Here is a 14,837-nt window from a genome sequence, read left to right on the forward strand (position 1 = left end):
CCGCCCTGCAGGCGGCCCGGCCACAGTGGCGGCGGCCCGCCGCCCGGCGGCCACCCTGGGAAGGAGCGATCGTGACCGGAGCGGATGCCGAACGGCTCACACCGCAGCGGCTGTTCGAGATGATGGCCGCGTTCAAGCAGACCGCGGTGGTGCGTGCCGCGGTCGAGTTGAAGATCTTCGACGCACTCGCCGAGGGGCCGGCCGACGCGGCGGTGGTGGCCGCCCGGACCGGCGCCGACGAGCGCGGTACCCGGCTGCTGCTCGGTGCGCTGGCCGCGCTGCGGCTCGTCGACGAGTGCGAGGGGCGCTACGGCCTGGTGCCCGGCGCCGGGGAACTGCTCGTCACCACCAGCCCCGGATACTGCGGCGGCATCGCCTCGGTGGCGGCGAGCACCGGTGAGTGGGAGGCACTGGGACGGCTGGCGCGCACGGTACGCGAGGGCGGCCCGGTGCCGGGCGTCGACGCCCTGGCGCCGGATTTCCCGTACTGGGTTGACTTCGCCACCCACACCACCTTCGGCACCGTTCGCGCGGCCGAGCTCCTCGCCGACGTCCTGGAACCCTGGGCGAAGGAGCGCACCGGGCTGCGCGTGCTGGACGCCGGGTGCGGGCACGGCCTGACCGGCTACACGCTCGCCCGGCGGCTGCCGGACGCCCGGATCACCTCGCAGGACTGGCCCACCGTGCTCGAGGTCGCCGACGGGCACGCCCGCCGGCTCGGGGTGCGCGACCGGGTGGAGCTGCTCCCCGGCGACGTCTTTGATGTGCCGCTGGACGGCCCGTACAACGTCGTGGTGGTGGGCAACCTGCTCTTCCACTTCCCGCCGGAGCGCGCCGCCGCGCTGATGAAACGGCTCGCCGGGGTCCTCGCGCCGGGCGGCCGGCTGGTGGTGCTGGGGTTCACCACCGGCGACCGGCCGCCCGCCGACGAGCCGCACGCCCACCTGCTCGGCCTGCTCATGCTGTCGTGGACCGCGGGCGGCGAGCTGCACTCGACCGAGGCGCACCGCGCGATGCTCGCCGAAGCCGGTCTGACCCGGGCCGAGTTGACGACGCGGCCCGGCCTGCCGCTGAGCGTGCTGGTCGGCTCGCGCGCCGACGAGGGCTGACCGGTGAGACGGTCGCCGGAGGGGGCGCCGGGAGCGCGGCCCTCGCCGAGGAACTCCTCCAGCGGTCCTCGAGGACCTCGTGCAGCATGGTGGGGACAGGCCGTGCGTGGCGGGCAAGCACCGGACAGGAGTGGGACGTTGATGGACACCAGCAGGCCCGGCGCGGGCGGGCGCCGATGACGCGGCGACCGCCCGGCAGACGGCGGTTCCCGGTGGCGACCGCCTCCGTCCTCCTGGTCACCGGTGCGGTGACCGCGGCGCAGTTCGCCTGGCCGGAGGTGCTGTCGGCACTGCGGCGCGACCCCGACGCGCTCGCCCGCGGCGAGTGGTGGCGGGCGCTGTCCCCGCTGCTGGTCCAGGACCCCTCCTGGCAGTCGCTGATCACCGTGCCGGGCATCGCGCTGCTCGGGGTGCCGGTCGAGCGGCTCCTCGGCTCGCGCGCGATGCTCGCGCTCTATCTGGTGCCCGGCGCGGTCGGCGAACTCGTCGGGTACGCCTGGCAACCGCACGGCGCGGGCAACTCCGTCGCCGACCTGGGCCTCGCGGGCGGGCTGATCGCCTGGCTGTACCTCGAGGCGGGCGACCGCGGCTGGCCGCGACCGCTGCTGAACCGGGTCCGCCTGTGGGGCGGTGCGGTGCTCGCCGGGGCCGTGGTGGACACCGCGCTGCGCGACATCCACGGCCTGCCCACGATGACCGGCGCCGCCCTCGGCGCCGGTCTGCTCCTGCGGCGCCGCCGACGCGCCCGCTGACACCGGCGCGCCGACGGTCCGTGGCGAACCGCCACGGGCCGTCGGCGTCTGCGCGGGGATACGGCCGGCTCGCCACCGCTGGCTCCGCTGTCGAGGCCGATCGCCGTCGCGGCGGGGAAAGGCCGGTCCCCGGCGGCACCGCAGCCCGCGCCCGGTGCGCGGACACGGCCCGGCACGGCGGCGCGGGCGCCGGCGACTCCCCGGCGCCCGCGCCGCCTCGCGTGCTCAGTCCCGCGGAGCGGCGACGCGGCGGCGAACGGTGTCCAGGTGTTCCAGGCCCGCCAGGACGGCGTCGGTGTCGCCGACGAAGTCGACCAGGCAGGCGATCTCGTCGGCGCCCGCGGCGCGTACTCGTTCGGCCACCGCCGTGCAGGCGTCCACCGAGCCGATCAGCGAGGTGCCGCCCAGGTACCGGTTGACGCCGAATTCGGCGAGGCGGGAGCGGGCGTCGTCGCGGCCCATGAAGTCACGGCCCCGGCGCCCGCCGCTCATCGACCCGCCGGCGCGTACCGCGCGGGCCTCCAGGTCGATGGCGGTCAGCAGGTACTCCCTGAGCGCGGGCGCGGCAACCGCGTGCGCGGCCTCGGTGGTCGCGGCGACGTAGGTGTGCATCATCACCGTGACCCGCCCCTGGTCGAACCCGGCCTGCGCGCGTGCCTTGCGGTAGACCGTGATCTTCTCGGCGAGCCCGTCGACGTCCTGGTTCTCCAGGTGGGTGAGGACGTTGGTGCCGAGACGGCCCGCGGTGCGGAAGGTCTCCTCGCTTCGCGAGACGGTGGTCCAGATCGGCAGCTCACGCTGGACCGGCCGCGGGTAGAGGTCGACGGTGACCTCCTCGCCGTGCGGGTTGGGCCCGGTCCAGGTGCCGTCGGCCCAGGCCCGGCGGATCGCCGCGATGTCGGCGACGACCCGCTCGCGGCGGCCTTCGTACGCCTCCGGGGCCAGCACGAAGTCGTTGACGTTCCACCCGGAGCCGACCGAGATCGCCGCGCGCCCGCCCGAGATGACGTCGATGACGCCGAAGTCCTCGACCACGCGCGCGGGATGGTGCAGCGGGGTGACCACGCTGCCCACCCGGATCTGCATCCGCTCGGTCACCGCGGCCACCGCGGCTGAGGTGACCGCCGGGTTGGGGAAGGCTCCGCCGAAGCGGTGGAAGTGGCGCTCCGGAGTGGAGACGAAGGAGAAGCCGAGCTCGTCGGCGCGGCGGGCGCCTGCCAGCAGCAGTCGGTAGGCGTCGGCGGCGGCGTCCCCGACCGCGGCGAAGAAGAACAGGCCGAAGTCGAGGCCGTCCGGGGTGTCGGTCATGATGCTGCTCCCTGCTGTCCGAGCTGCTGTATGAGCTGCGGTATGTGCTGTGCGATGGGCGCGAGCGCGTCGGCGGCCCCGTCTCCGGCCGCCAGCCGCTCCACGACCGGTATGTAGTCCGCGAGTGTCGGCAGGCCCGTCATGGCGTCCCGCAGGGCCGCCGCGGCCGCTCGGCAGGCGGGGTCGCCGAGCAGCTCCCCGACGAGCCCGCGCAGTTCGGCGGGCCCCGCCTCGGCTGCGGGGAGGTGGCTGCCCGCGCCGGTGCGCGCCAGGTGGACGGCGAAGAACCGCTGGTCGGGGCTGTGGCTGAGCGCCAGCTGCGGTACGCCGTGCAGTGCGGCGGTGAGCATGGTGCCGGTGCCGCCGTGGTGGATGACGAGGTCGCAGGAGGGGATGAGCATGTGCAGGGCGCAGTCCTCCACGACCCGAACCCCCTGCGGCACCGTACCCAGCAGCGGCCGCTGGCCCGCCACGACGGCGGCGACGAGCTCGACGTCGAGCCCGCACAGGGCGTCGAGCACCCGGGGGGCGAAGAAGCCGTCCGGGCCAGCCACCTCGGTCATGGTGATGCCCAGCGCGACGCAGATCCGGGGCCGGCCAGCGGGCCGCTCCAGCACCCCGGACGGCACCCGCCCGGCGCTGCTATACGGCACGTAGCGCACCGGCAACCGCCTGGCCATCCCCGGCACCTGCGCCGCCTCGGGGCAGGCGTCGAGGTTCCACCACTCTGGCACGTCGGCCAGGCGCAGCCCGAACCGTTCGAAGAGCGCGCCGAACTCGGGCGGCAGGTTGTCCCGGCCCAGGCCGCGGCCGACGATGTCCGGCCCCCAAGGGCAGCGCAGCGACAGCGCGCCCGTGACGGCGGCGACGAGCGGCCCGGCGAGCGCGGACGGCTCCCAGACCACGACGTCCGGCCACCAGGCGCGGGCGAACCGCACCACGTCGTCGGCCATGCCGTCGGCGATGTCGCAGAAGAGCGTCTTGGGGTCCGCCGCCGCGGGCCGCCCCGTCCCGGCCCGCTCCCGGTAGCGGCGGGCGAAGTCCACCGGCGGGCCGGCGCCGACCACGGGTATGCCGGACGCCGCGACGGTGTCGACGAGCTCCGGGTGGGTGGCGGCGTACACCTCGTGTCCCGCGGCGCGCAGGGCCCAGGCGAACGGCGCCATGACGAAGTAGTGCGACGGCATCACGGCCGTCACGAACAGCACACGCACCGGTGCACTCCCCTGTTGTTCCCGTGTTCCGGGGCCCCGGTCACAGTGCCGGGGCTTCCTGTGCGGTCGCCGGGGAGTCGACGTAGCGGTCGAGCACCCCCTGGTAGTAGTCGTCGGCGAAGGCCACCGGTCGCGGGTGCAGCAGCCGCCGCAGCTTGTCGATGCGGACCCGGTGGTTGGCGCCGAGGCCGGTGACGAACCGGCGCGTCGCCGGGGTGCCGAGCCGCCGCTCGAGATGGTCGACGATCGCCTCGACGGGGACGGCCACCCCGGAGGCGATGTTGACCACGTCGTCGCGCACGCCGAGCGTGAGCAGCCGGTCGACCAGGTCGACCACGTCGTCGATGGCGATCAGATCGCGAGCCGCGCCGCGGTGCACCGTCACCTCGCCCGCGCGCACCTGGCTGATCAGTGAGGGCAGCAACTGGTGCGGCGGGTGGCCGGGGCCGACGACGTGGCCGAGGCGGAGGACGAGGTGGTCGGCGCCACCGGAGCCGACCACCTGCTCCAGCGCCCGCTTGTGCCGCCCGTACGGAGTGCAGGGCGTGACCAATTCGTCCTCCCGCCCGTGGCAGCCGGGGGCGCCGTACATGCCGGTGGAGGCGGTGGAGAAGAAGACGAGCCGGGTGCCGTCGGCCCGGCAGCGGCGCAGTACCTCCCTCACCAGCGCCTCCTCGCGGGCGAATGCGGCGGCCGAGGTGCCGGCGGCCCAGGACACCCCGGCGGCGAGCAGCACGACCCCGTCGTGGCGGTCGGCCAGGCGCGCGAAGTGCCGGGCGAGGAAGCCGTTTCCGACGATCTGCACGGCCGGCTCACCCGGCCCGGCCGGCGGCGGCCTTGGCCAGCTCGGCGACGACGTCGGCGGGGGCGGGCATCGCGGCCGTCGCGGCGGCGACCTCACTGGCCCGCTCCCGGTACCCGGCCTCCCGCAGCAGTGCCTCGGCGCGCTCCAGTACCGCCTCGGTGGACGCCTCGCCCGGCAGCAGGCGCAGCCCGCAGCCGTACTCCTGCAGCCGCAGCGAGTTGTCGAACTGGTCCGAGGTCTGCGGCAGGCACAGTTGGGGGACACCCAGCGAGAGCGCGGCGAAGACCGAGCCCGGGCCGCCGTGGCTGATCAGCAGGTCGCAGCCGGTGAGCCCGCGCTCCAGCGCGAAGCGGCCGGCCGCGACCACCCCGGACGGCAGCGGCCGCCAGGCCTCGGCGACGCGGTCGTCCACCGCCACCACGACCTCGGCTCCGAGACCGGTGAGGGCGCGGGCGAGTTCGGCCATGCGCCCGGGGAAGTCGAGGCGGCCGTGGGTGGGCAGCATGCTGCCGAGGGTGAGGCAGATCCGCGGCCGGGAGCGCGGCGCGTCGAGCCAGGGGGGGCGGACGTCGGGGCCGTTGTAGGGGACGTACCGCATCGGCAGACCGGCGCGGGGGTCCGGGCCGCGCAGCGCCGCCGGGCGCACGTCCAGGAAGAGCGCGGGGTCCTGCAGCCGGGGCACACCGAGGGCGGCGCGCTCGGGCCCGAGTTCCGCCACGGCGCTCGCCCGCGGCCCCTCGGGGGCGCTGAAGTCGGACAGGCTCAGCCCGGGCTCGATCCACGGCACGCCGTGCGCGGACGCCGCCAGTTGTCCGGCGTACTCCATGGGCTCGCACACCAGCAGGTCCGGCCGCCACGTCTCGATCAGGCGGAGCGTGCCGTCGAGCGTCCGGGCGGCCAGCCGTCCCCAGGCACGGCCGCTCTCCCTGCGGCGCTCGGCCGGGTCGGCCGCGGGGGTGAGCCGGCGACCGTCCCGGTCGTGCAGCATGAACTCCTCGAACGCCACGGGCGGTGCGCTGGTGGCGGCGGGGAGCCCGGTGGCCACGACGGTCTCGCTGAAGTTCTCCGGCGCGGCCACCAGCACCTGGTGGCCCGCGGCACGCAGTGCCCAGGCGAGCGGCACCATCGGATACAGGTGGCCGGGCAGGGGGGCAGTGGTGAACAGGACCCGCATGTCGACTCCTCGGTCGGATGGGCTGGGGGTGCGGCGCCGTCAGGACGCCGTCTGCTTCAGCGGCTCCCACCAGCCGCGGTTCTCCCGGTACCAGGCGACCAGGTCGGCCAGACCCCACTCGAAGGCCACCCGCGGCGCGTAGCCGAGCTGCTCGCGGATCTTGCTGTCGTCGAGCGCGTACCGCAGGTCGTGGCCCTTGCGGTCGGCGACCTTCCGGACCATGTCCCAGTCGGCGCCGCACAGTTCGAGCAGCTGCTCGGTGATCTCGCGGTTGGTGGCGTGGTGGCCGCCGCCGATGTTGTAGACCTCCCCCGCGCGGCCCTTGGTGAGCACCAGGTGCAGGGCGCGGCAGTGGTCGTCCACGTGCAGCCATTCGCGCACGTTGCCGCCGTCGCCGTAGAGCGGGACGGGCTGCCCGTCCAGCAGGTTGGTGACGAACCGCGGGATGAGCTTTTCGACGTGCTGGTGGGGCCCGTAGTTGTTGGAGCAGCGGGTGATGGAGACGTCGAGGCCGTGGGTGCGCCAGTAGGCGCGTGCGATCAGGTCGCTGCCCGCCTTGGAGGCGGAGTAGGGGGAGTTGGGCAGCAGCGGTGACTCCTCGGTCCACGCGCCCTCGGTGATCGAGCCGTACACCTCGTCGGTGGAGACGTGCACCACCCGGGGGACGCCGCAGCGCAGCGCCGCGTCGAGCACGCACTGGGTGCCAGCGACGTTGGTGCGCACGAATCCGGCGGGGCCGTCCAGGGAGCGGTCCACGTGGGACTCGGCGGCGAAGTGCAGCACGGCGTCGTGGCCGGGGAAGACCTCCTCCAGCAGCGGCTGGTCGCAGATGTCCCCCTTGACCAACTCCAGCCTCGGGTCGTCCAGCGGGAGGTTGGCGGGGTTCCCCGCGTAGGTCAGGCTGTCGACCACCGTCACCCGGGCCCCCTCGAAACCCGGGTAGGCGCCCGCCAGCAGGGAGCGTACGTAGTGGGAGCCGATGAACCCGGCTCCGCCGGTGACCAGAATCCTCATGGCGCCGAGCGTCGTGCCGGCGTCTCGAACCGGGGTCGAACCGCTGTGGAGGCACCGGCTTCGGTACCGAGCGCGGCACGCAGCCGGGCGACGGCGTCCGGGTCGGACAGGTGACCGAGCGCGGCCAGGTGTTCGGCGGCGCGCAGCAGCGCGGCCCGGTCCCGGTGCGGGCCGCGGGCACGGGCGTCGAGCAGGGACACCACCGTGCTGCCGCCCCGCGTGACGCCGGGGTGGCGGCGGGCGAGCGCGGACAGGCTCTGTCCGGGCCCGGTCTCGACCAGATGGCAGGGGCCCGCGGCGAGCAGCCGGTCAAGGGCGGGTCCGAAGCGCACCTGGCGCGCCGGCTGGCCGGCCCAGAACTCCGGGTCGGTGGCCTGGTCCGCGGTGAGTTCTGCGGCGGTGTAGCCGGACAGGACGGTGATGGCCGGCGGGCGCAGCGGCACAGCGGCGACCGAGAGGAGGTGCCGGCGGCAGGCGTCGTCCATCGACGGGCTGTGGAAACCGTGCGTGGCGCGGGCCCGGGCGCAGACGACACCGTCCGCGGTGAGTGCCCCGGCGACCGCGGTGAGCTGTGGTTCCGGCCCGGCGAGCAGGAGTTGGGCGGGGGCGTTGACCGCGCCGACGACGACCTCGTCGGTCAGGTACGGGGCCACCTCCGCCTCGCTCGCGGCGACGGCGAGCATGCCACCGGGGGGCGCGTCCGCGATGAGCTCGACGCGCTCGGCGAGCAGCGCCACCGCGTCCGGCAGCGTCATCACCCCGGCGAGCACCGCCGCGGCCGCCTCCCCGGCGCTGTGGCCGAGCAGCACGGCGGGCCGCGCGCCCCAGGCCAGCAGCATCCGGCCGAGCGCGTAGTCGAGGGCGAACAGCAGCGGCTGGGCGCGCGAGACGTGGTCGAGCGGGACGGCCGGGTGCTCGCTCGCCCAGTCGCCGCGGATCCGGTCGCCCTCCGGGCCGTACAGGTCGAGCACCTCGTTGACGGCGGCGGTGAAGGACTCCTCGACGCCGTACAGGCCGAGGGCCATGCCGGGTCGCTGTGCGCCCTGACCGGGCAGCAGGAAGGCGAGCCGTGGCGGGGCCTGTGGCCCCCTGGCGGGCGGCGCGGGCGCGGCTGCGGGTGCGGGCGCGGTGGAAGACATCGGTCCGGCTCCTGCGGGGGGTGAGGCGGGGTGTGGCGGGGGTGGGGTGACGAGCCGCCGGACACACCGCGGCCGTCCCGCCCGGGTGGGGCGGGACGGCCGCGATATCGGCGGCCTGGTGGGCCGCGGTGTGGTGGCCCAGGTGGGCCGTTCCGGCGGGTGGCCGAGCAGGCCGCTCCGCGGCGGCCGGGTGGGCCGCCGTGCGGTGGGCACGGGTCGCGTCCGGGTCAGGCCGCGTACGACCGGGCGCCGTTGATCAGGTCGAGCAGCGCGCGCGGGGTCTCCGCCTCGGCTGCGGCGTCGTCCGGGATCACGATCCCGTAGTCGCGCTGGATGCTCCCTACGACCTGCAGCAGTGCGAGCGAGTCATAGCCGAGCTCCATGAAGTCGGTGTCGAGGACGTCGCCGTCGAGGTCGACCCCCTCCGCCTCGCCCGCGTTCTCCCGGAGCAGGCGGGTCAGTTCGGCGAGTTCCATCACGGTCTGCTGGGACATGTCAGCCTTCCTCGTTTTCGGTAGCGATGCGCCGGAGCCGGACGCCGTCCGGCGCCGGCCGCGGCGGAGCACCAGGGCGGCGTTGAATCCGCCGTACCCCCGGGCCAGGACGAGCGCGGTGCCCAGCCGGGCCTCCCGGGCGGCGCCGGTGACCAGGTCGAGCTCCATACCGTCGGCGGGCGCCTCGACTCCGACGGTCGGCGGGACGACACCGTCGCGCAGCGCGAGCAGTGCGGTGGCCGCGTCCAGCGCGGCGCCGCCGCCGAAGAGGCGGCCGGTCATGGTCTTCGGCGCGGTCACCGGCACCCCGCGCGGCCCGAAGAGGGCCACCAGCGCCTCGGCCTCCGCGCGGTCCAGCGCGGGGACCCCTGCGGCGTCGGCGAAGACCACGTCGACGTCCTCCGGAGTCAACCGTGCGTCCGCGAGCGCCAGTTCTGCGGCCCGTTGCAGCCCGGGCGGGCGGCCGCTGCCGGGCCGCGGGTCGAAGGTGGCCGCGTACCCGGCGACCTCGCCGTAGACCTGGCCGCCGCCCCGCCCGAAGACCGACTCCGCCTTCTCCACCAGCAGGATGGCGCCGCCCTCGCCGGGTACGTAGCCGCACGCGTCGGCGGAGAACGGCAGATAGGCGCGGGCGGGGTCGGCCACCTCGCTCAGGCGCCCGGTGGCGATCTGGGCCACCCAGCCCCATGGGCACAGGGCGCCGTCGACGCCGCCGGAGACCACCAGCGAGGTGCCGCGGCGCACGTGCCGCCGGGCGTGGCCGAGCACGTCGAGCCCGCCGGCCTGCTCGGTGACGAGCACCCCGCTCGGCCCGCGCATCCGGTGCCGGATGGAGATCTGGCCGGTGTTGACCGCGTAAAACCAGGCGAACGACTGGTACGCGCTGACGTACTCCTTGCCCTTGCTCCACAACTGCTGGAGCTCGCGGTGGCCGTACTCGACGCCGCCGCCGGAGGCCGCGGTCACCACGCCCATGCCGTACTCGTCGAGCGCGGCCGGGTCGATCCCGGCGTCCCGCACCGCCCAGTCGGCCGCGGTCAGGGCGAGCCGGGTCATGTGGTCGGTCTGCGGGATGAGCCGGCTGGGGACGTGCTCCTCGGCGACGAACCCCGGTACCTCCCCGGCCACCCGGGACGGGTACTGCGCTGCATCGAACCGGGTGATCGGGCCGAGGCCGCTGCGCCCCTCGACCGTGGCCTTCCAGTACTCCTCGGCACCCAGGCCGTTGGGGGCCACCACGCCGATCCCGGTCACCACCGCCTGCGCCGTCATCGGCTGCTCCTGTCCGGCCGGGCCAGCACCAGCGCGGTCTGGAAGCCACCGAAGCCGCTGCCCACGCTGAGCACGACGTCGGTGCGCTGCTCGCGCGCGGTGAGGGGAATGTAGTCGAGGTCGCACTCGGGGTCGGGCTCGTGGAGGTTGGCCGTCGGCGGCAGCACGCCGTGCTCGATGGCCAGCGCGCACGCCGCCGCCTCCAGGCCGCCGATCGCGCCGAGCGAGTGCCCGATCATCGACTTGATCGAGCTGACCGGGGTGTTGTACGCGTGGTAGCCCAGGCTGCGCTTGAACGCGGCGGTCTCGTGCCGGTCGTTCATCTTGGTGCTGGAGCCGTGGGCGTTGATGTAGTCCACCGCCGAGGGGTCGACGCGGGCCTCGCCGAGCGCCACGTCGATCGCCTCGGCCATCTCCCGTCCGTCGGGCTTGAGTCCGGTCATGTGGTACGCGTTGCAGCGCGAGGCGAAGCCGGCGATCTCCGCGTAGACGTGGGCACCGCGGCGGCGGGCGCTGCCGAGGTCCTCCAGGATGAGCACGGCCGCTCCCTCGCCGAGCACAAGCCCGTTGCGGGTGCGGTCGAAGGGGCGCGAGGCGTGCTCGGGGTCGTCGTTGCGCGGGGTGGTCGCGTGGATGGCGTCGAAGCAGGCCGAGGTGATCGGCGAGATGGGGGCCTCGGCGGCGCCGGCGACCATCATGTCGACGGTGCCCTCCCGGATCAGCTCGGCGGCGTGACCGAGCGCGTCGAGACCGGAGGTGCAGCCGGTGGAGACCACGGCGGCGGGGCCCTCCGCTCCCGAGAGCCAGGCCAGTTCGCTCGCCATCGAGCTGGGCACGAAGTGGCGGTACAGGTCGGGGACGGCGTACTCGTGGTCGACTTGCCACTTCCGGCCACCGTCGCTGACCACCACGTACTCGCGCTCCAGGCTGGTGGTGCAGCCCACGGCGTTGCCGAGCGTCACGCCGATCCGCGTGGGGTCGTAGCTGTCCTCGGTCACACCGCTGTCGGCGAGCGCCTCGCGGGCGCTGACGACGGCGAACTGCGCGGCGCGGTCCAGCCGCCGGATCTCCTGCGGGCTCAGCCCCTCGGCGGCCGGGTCGAAGTCGGCCTCCGCGGCCACCCGCGACCGGAACGGCGAGGCGTCGAAGTGGGTGATGGTACGGGTCGCGGTGCGGCCCGCGGTAAGCATCTCCCAGTACGCCTTGGTGCCGATGCCGCCGGGGGCGACGATGCCCAGCCCGGTGATGACCACTCTGCGGGTCACGGCCGGCCCGCCCTTCTCACGTGCACTCTCACGTCTTCCCTTCCTCGCTGTGCCGTCCCGCGACGGCCGGGACCATCGTCGGCGGGCCGGCTCGACGGTGACTCGAAACCGGGTGCGGGCCCGCTCGCCGCCCGCCGCACCGCCGCGAGCAGCAGCGACTGGCGCAGCGTGGCCCGGTGGTCGGGCGCCGCTCCGGGCACGCCGCGGACCGCTTCGGCGAACGCGCGTACGGTGGCCTCGACCTGGTCGGCCGCCTCCAGCCCGACCGTCTCCGAGCCGCCCGCCCGCTCCAGGACGAGTGCCGGGCGGTGGTCGGCCGGCGGCGTGAAGGCGCGGTCCACCCGCAGCCGGCCGGTGGCGCCGCAGATCTCGTACATCGAGCGGTAGCCGGCCCCGATGCCGAAGGTGAGCTGCGCCGTCACCCCGTCGGGGCGGCGCAGCAGCACGGCGCCGGAGGTCTCGACCTCCCGGTCCGGCGGCCGGTGGAGCACCGCGCCGGCGACGGTGAGGTCCCCTCCGAGCAGGTGGAGCGCGGCGCGCACCGGGTAAAGCCCGATGTCGAGCAGCGCGCCGCCGCCCAGCTCAGCGCTGAACCGGATGTCGTGCGGCGGCAGTTCGGGGATGGTGAAGGCGGCGCTGAACGACCGCGGCGCCCCGATCGCGCCCTCGGCCACCAGCCGCCGTACGGCCTCGTGCTGCGGGTGGCGGACGAACATCACGTTCTCCATCAGCACCAGACCGCGGGCCCGGGCGAGCGCCAGCAGCCGCCGGGTCCGGGCGGGCGACGCGGTGAGCGGCTTCTCCGCAAGCACGTGCCGGCCCGCGAGCAGGGCCCGCTCGACCCACTCGGCGTGCAGTGCGATCGGCAGCGGCACGTAGACCGCGTCGATGTCGTCCCGCTCGAGCAGCGCCGCGTAGCCGTGCACGGGCCGGCCGCCGAACCGCTCGGTCTGTGCCACCGCCCTGTCGTCGTCGCGGCTGGCCACCGCGGCGACCTCGGTGAGCGGGCAGGCGGCGAAGGCGGGCAGCATGCGCCGCCGGGCGATGTCGGCGGTGCCGAGGACGCCGATCCGCACCGGGCGCGGCGCGGCCGGGCCGAGGCCGAGGCTCACGCCGCCACCTCGACGGTGGTGTGGTCGCCGACGACGACGCGATGGCGGCCGAGTTCCTCGCCCGCGGCGCTGACGACCGCGGCGCGGCCGATCAACGACCCGTGGATGCCGCGCACCTGGCGGACGGTCGCGCCGTCGAGGGCGATGGAGTAGCCGAGCGTGGCGTCGCTGATCCGGCAGTCGCGGCCGATGGCGGTGTGCGGGTCGACGTGGCTGTCTTCGATGACCGTGCCGGCGCCCACCACGACCGGGCCCTCGATGCGCGAGCGGATCACCCGCGCCCCGGCCTCGACGACGACCTCGCCGACGAGTTCGCTGGCCGCGTCGACCATGCCGTCGGTCCGTCCGGTGAGCGAGTCGAGCAGCTCGCGGTTGCAGTCCAGCACGTCCTCCACGCAGCCGGTGTCACGCCAGTAGCCGCCGTACTCCGTCGCCTCGACCCGGGCGCCGTGCTCGACGAGCCAGGCGATGGCGTCGGTGATCTCCAGCTCGCCGCGGGCGCTCGGCCGGATGCCGGCGACCGCCTGGTGGACGGCCGGGGTGAAGAAGTAGACCCCGATCAGGGCCAGGTCGCTCCTCGGCTCCTGCGGCTTCTCCTCGACGGCGAGAACGCGGCCCTCGGCGTCCACCTCGGCAACGCCGAACGCGCGCGGGTCGGCCACCTTGTGCACGAGCACCTGGGCGGCGGGCCGCCGGGCGCGGAACGCCTCGGCGATCTCCCGCACCCCCTGCAGCAGCATGTTGTCGCCGAGGTACATCACGAAGTCGTCGTCGCCGAGGAAGTCGCGGGCGATGGCCACGCAGTCGGCCAGCCCGCGCGGCTCGTCCTGCGGGATGTAGGTGATCCGCATCCCGTACCGGCCGCCGTCGCCGAGGAGCGACCTGATCTGCGGTGCCCAGTCGCCGACGATGACGCCGACCTCCTCCACCCCGATCGCCCGCAGGTTGTCCAGGACATGCTCCAGGACGGGCTGGTTGGCTACCGGGATCAGCTGCTTGGGCATCGAGTAGCTGAAGGGACGCAGGCGGGTTCCTCTGCCGCCCGACAACACCAGGGCCTTCATGGACCTCTCCTCACCGCGACGGCCGCTCCCGACGGGGCGGTCGGCACCGGGGTGCTGAAGGTGTTCCCCGGTGCCCTGGACGCAGCCATCGTGCGCCGCACCGGTCGAAGCGCTCTCGAACCTCAGTGAGTCCGCAGCCGTTCAGTCCGGCGCGCTCAACTGGCCTGCGGCAGTCGTACCGCGCCGCCCCGGCTCGCCGTCCTGGGCTCCCAGTCGATGCCGGAGTCACTCAGGATCGTCCGGTGCAGCGCGGTCATGGCCTGCGACGGCTCCGTCCCCAGCTCGGACTTCATCGCCTGCCGCAGGCGTGCGTAGACCTCCAGAGCCCGCCCCCGGCGCCCGGCCCGGCACAGCGCGACCATGTACTGCCCGTGGAACGTCTCGTCGAGAGGGTGCTCCACGCACAGTCCGACCAGCTCGCCGAGGATCTCGTGGTGGCGGCCGAGCCGCAGGTCGGCGTCGACGCGGCGGCTGAGGACGCTGAGCCGGGACTCCTCCAGGTGCAGCACTTCGGCGGTCATCCGTGGCCCGGTCTGCACGTCCACCAGGGCCCGTCCCTGCCACAGCGCGAGCGCCTCGCGGAACCGGTCGGCGGCGGTGGCGAACTCCCCCGCCGTCATGGCCCGGTGACCGGCGACGGCCCGGGACTGGTACTCGCGGACGTCGACCGTGCCGCCGTGGGTGTCCAGCAGGTACCCGCCCGCCTTCGTCACGACGACGTCCTTCGCGTCGAGTTCGGCGGCGCCGGGGACGTCCTCGAGGGTGGCGGCGATCAGGTTGCGCAGATGGAGGATGTAGGTCTGCAGGGTCGTCGCGGCACTTCGGGGCTGGTGGTCCTGCCACAGCTCCTCCATCAGGGCGTCGACGGAGACGAAGCTGTCGGGGCACAGGGCCAGCAGCGCGAGCACCTTGCGGGGTTTGGCGGCCGTGGGCACCACCGGCCTGCCCCGGAGGGCGACCCGGAAGGGCCCCAGAACACTGATGTCGAGCATGCGTTACTCCTTGGGGACGGCCTGGAGACGGCCTGGGTACGGCCTGCCGGCGGGCCTCGGCGACGGGCCTTGACGACGGTCTGCGCACCATCGCGAGCAGTCCTAGAGCCGGGCTCGACCCGC

Annotated in this window: 13 protein-coding genes and 1 pseudogene; 2 read left to right on the plus strand and 12 right to left on the minus strand. The window is 74.7% G+C overall.

The window, feature by feature from the left end:
- Positions 1-71: 71 nt before the first annotated feature.
- Positions 72-1,109, plus strand: a complete 1,038-nt coding sequence (locus BLW85_RS00505) for a class I SAM-dependent methyltransferase (RefSeq protein WP_167381339.1) — start codon at positions 72-74, stop codon at positions 1,107-1,109.
- Positions 1,110-1,321: 212 nt separating this feature from the next.
- Positions 1,322-1,861 carry a rhomboid family intramembrane serine protease gene (locus BLW85_RS00510; RefSeq protein WP_244174765.1) on the plus strand — a complete coding sequence of 180 codons (540 nt, stop codon included), beginning with the start codon at positions 1,322-1,324 and terminating at the stop codon, positions 1,859-1,861.
- Positions 1,862-2,086: 225 nt separating this feature from the next.
- On the opposite strand, the gene BLW85_RS00515 is transcribed toward BLW85_RS00510, so the two are convergent.
- The 12 genes and pseudogenes from BLW85_RS00515 to BLW85_RS00565 form a co-directional block, all read right to left on the minus strand.
- Positions 2,087-3,169 (minus strand): MupA/Atu3671 family FMN-dependent luciferase-like monooxygenase, encoded by a 1,083-nt coding sequence (locus BLW85_RS00515; RefSeq protein WP_074989986.1) that lies wholly within the window; start codon positions 3,167-3,169, stop codon positions 2,087-2,089.
- Positions 3,166-4,383 (minus strand): nucleotide disphospho-sugar-binding domain-containing protein, encoded by a 1,218-nt coding sequence (locus BLW85_RS00520; protein WP_074989987.1) that lies wholly within the window; start codon positions 4,381-4,383, stop codon positions 3,166-3,168. The genes BLW85_RS00515 and BLW85_RS00520 overlap by 4 nt, the downstream gene beginning before the upstream one ends.
- Before the next feature lie 40 nt (positions 4,384-4,423).
- The gene (locus BLW85_RS00525) at positions 4,424-5,188 is read right to left on the minus strand and encodes an NAD-dependent epimerase/dehydratase family protein (protein ID WP_074989988.1); all 765 of its coding nucleotides are present in this window, start codon (positions 5,186-5,188) and stop codon (positions 4,424-4,426) included.
- Between the two features lie 7 nt (positions 5,189-5,195).
- Positions 5,196-6,362: a nucleotide disphospho-sugar-binding domain-containing protein gene (locus tag BLW85_RS00530; RefSeq protein ID WP_074989989.1), complete on the minus strand. Its 1,167-nt coding sequence runs from the start codon at positions 6,360-6,362 to the stop codon at positions 5,196-5,198.
- Positions 6,363-6,401: 39 nt separating this feature from the next.
- Positions 6,402-7,376: a dTDP-glucose 4,6-dehydratase gene (gene rfbB, locus BLW85_RS00535; RefSeq protein ID WP_074989990.1), complete on the minus strand. Its 975-nt coding sequence runs from the start codon at positions 7,374-7,376 to the stop codon at positions 6,402-6,404.
- Complete coding sequence (locus BLW85_RS00540) at positions 7,373-8,515, minus strand: acyltransferase domain-containing protein (RefSeq protein ID WP_074989991.1); 1,143 nt, start codon at positions 8,513-8,515, stop codon at positions 7,373-7,375. The genes rfbB and BLW85_RS00540 overlap by 4 nt, the downstream gene beginning before the upstream one ends.
- Before the next feature lie 227 nt (positions 8,516-8,742).
- Entirely contained in the window at positions 8,743-9,009 is a 267-nt protein-coding gene (locus BLW85_RS39875) for an acyl carrier protein (protein WP_341867925.1), read from the minus strand.
- Between the two features lie 63 nt (positions 9,010-9,072).
- Positions 9,073-10,281: pseudogene (locus BLW85_RS00545) on the minus strand (ketosynthase chain-length factor); the annotation flags it as partial.
- Positions 10,278-11,546 (minus strand): beta-ketoacyl-[acyl-carrier-protein] synthase family protein, encoded by a 1,269-nt coding sequence (locus BLW85_RS00550; protein ID WP_074989992.1) that lies wholly within the window; start codon positions 11,544-11,546, stop codon positions 10,278-10,280. The pseudogene BLW85_RS00545 and the gene BLW85_RS00550, both read right to left, overlap by 4 nt.
- Positions 11,543-12,658 (minus strand): Gfo/Idh/MocA family protein, encoded by a 1,116-nt coding sequence (locus BLW85_RS00555; protein WP_074989993.1) that lies wholly within the window; start codon positions 12,656-12,658, stop codon positions 11,543-11,545. The genes BLW85_RS00550 and BLW85_RS00555 overlap by 4 nt, the downstream gene beginning before the upstream one ends.
- On the minus strand, positions 12,655-13,722 hold the full coding sequence (locus BLW85_RS00560) for a glucose-1-phosphate thymidylyltransferase (RefSeq protein WP_074989994.1): 1,068 nt from the start codon (positions 13,720-13,722) through the stop codon (positions 12,655-12,657). Before BLW85_RS00560 ends, BLW85_RS00555 begins: the two co-directional genes overlap by 4 nt.
- Positions 13,723-13,877: 155 nt before the next feature.
- Positions 13,878-14,714 carry an AfsR/SARP family transcriptional regulator gene (locus tag BLW85_RS00565; protein ID WP_074989995.1) on the minus strand — a complete coding sequence of 279 codons (837 nt, stop codon included), beginning with the start codon at positions 14,712-14,714 and terminating at the stop codon, positions 13,878-13,880.
- Positions 14,715-14,837: the final 123 nt, after the last annotated feature.

The organism is Streptomyces misionensis, assembly GCF_900104815.1.
Classification (GTDB): Bacteria; Actinomycetota; Actinomycetes; order Streptomycetales; family Streptomycetaceae; genus Streptomyces; species Streptomyces misionensis.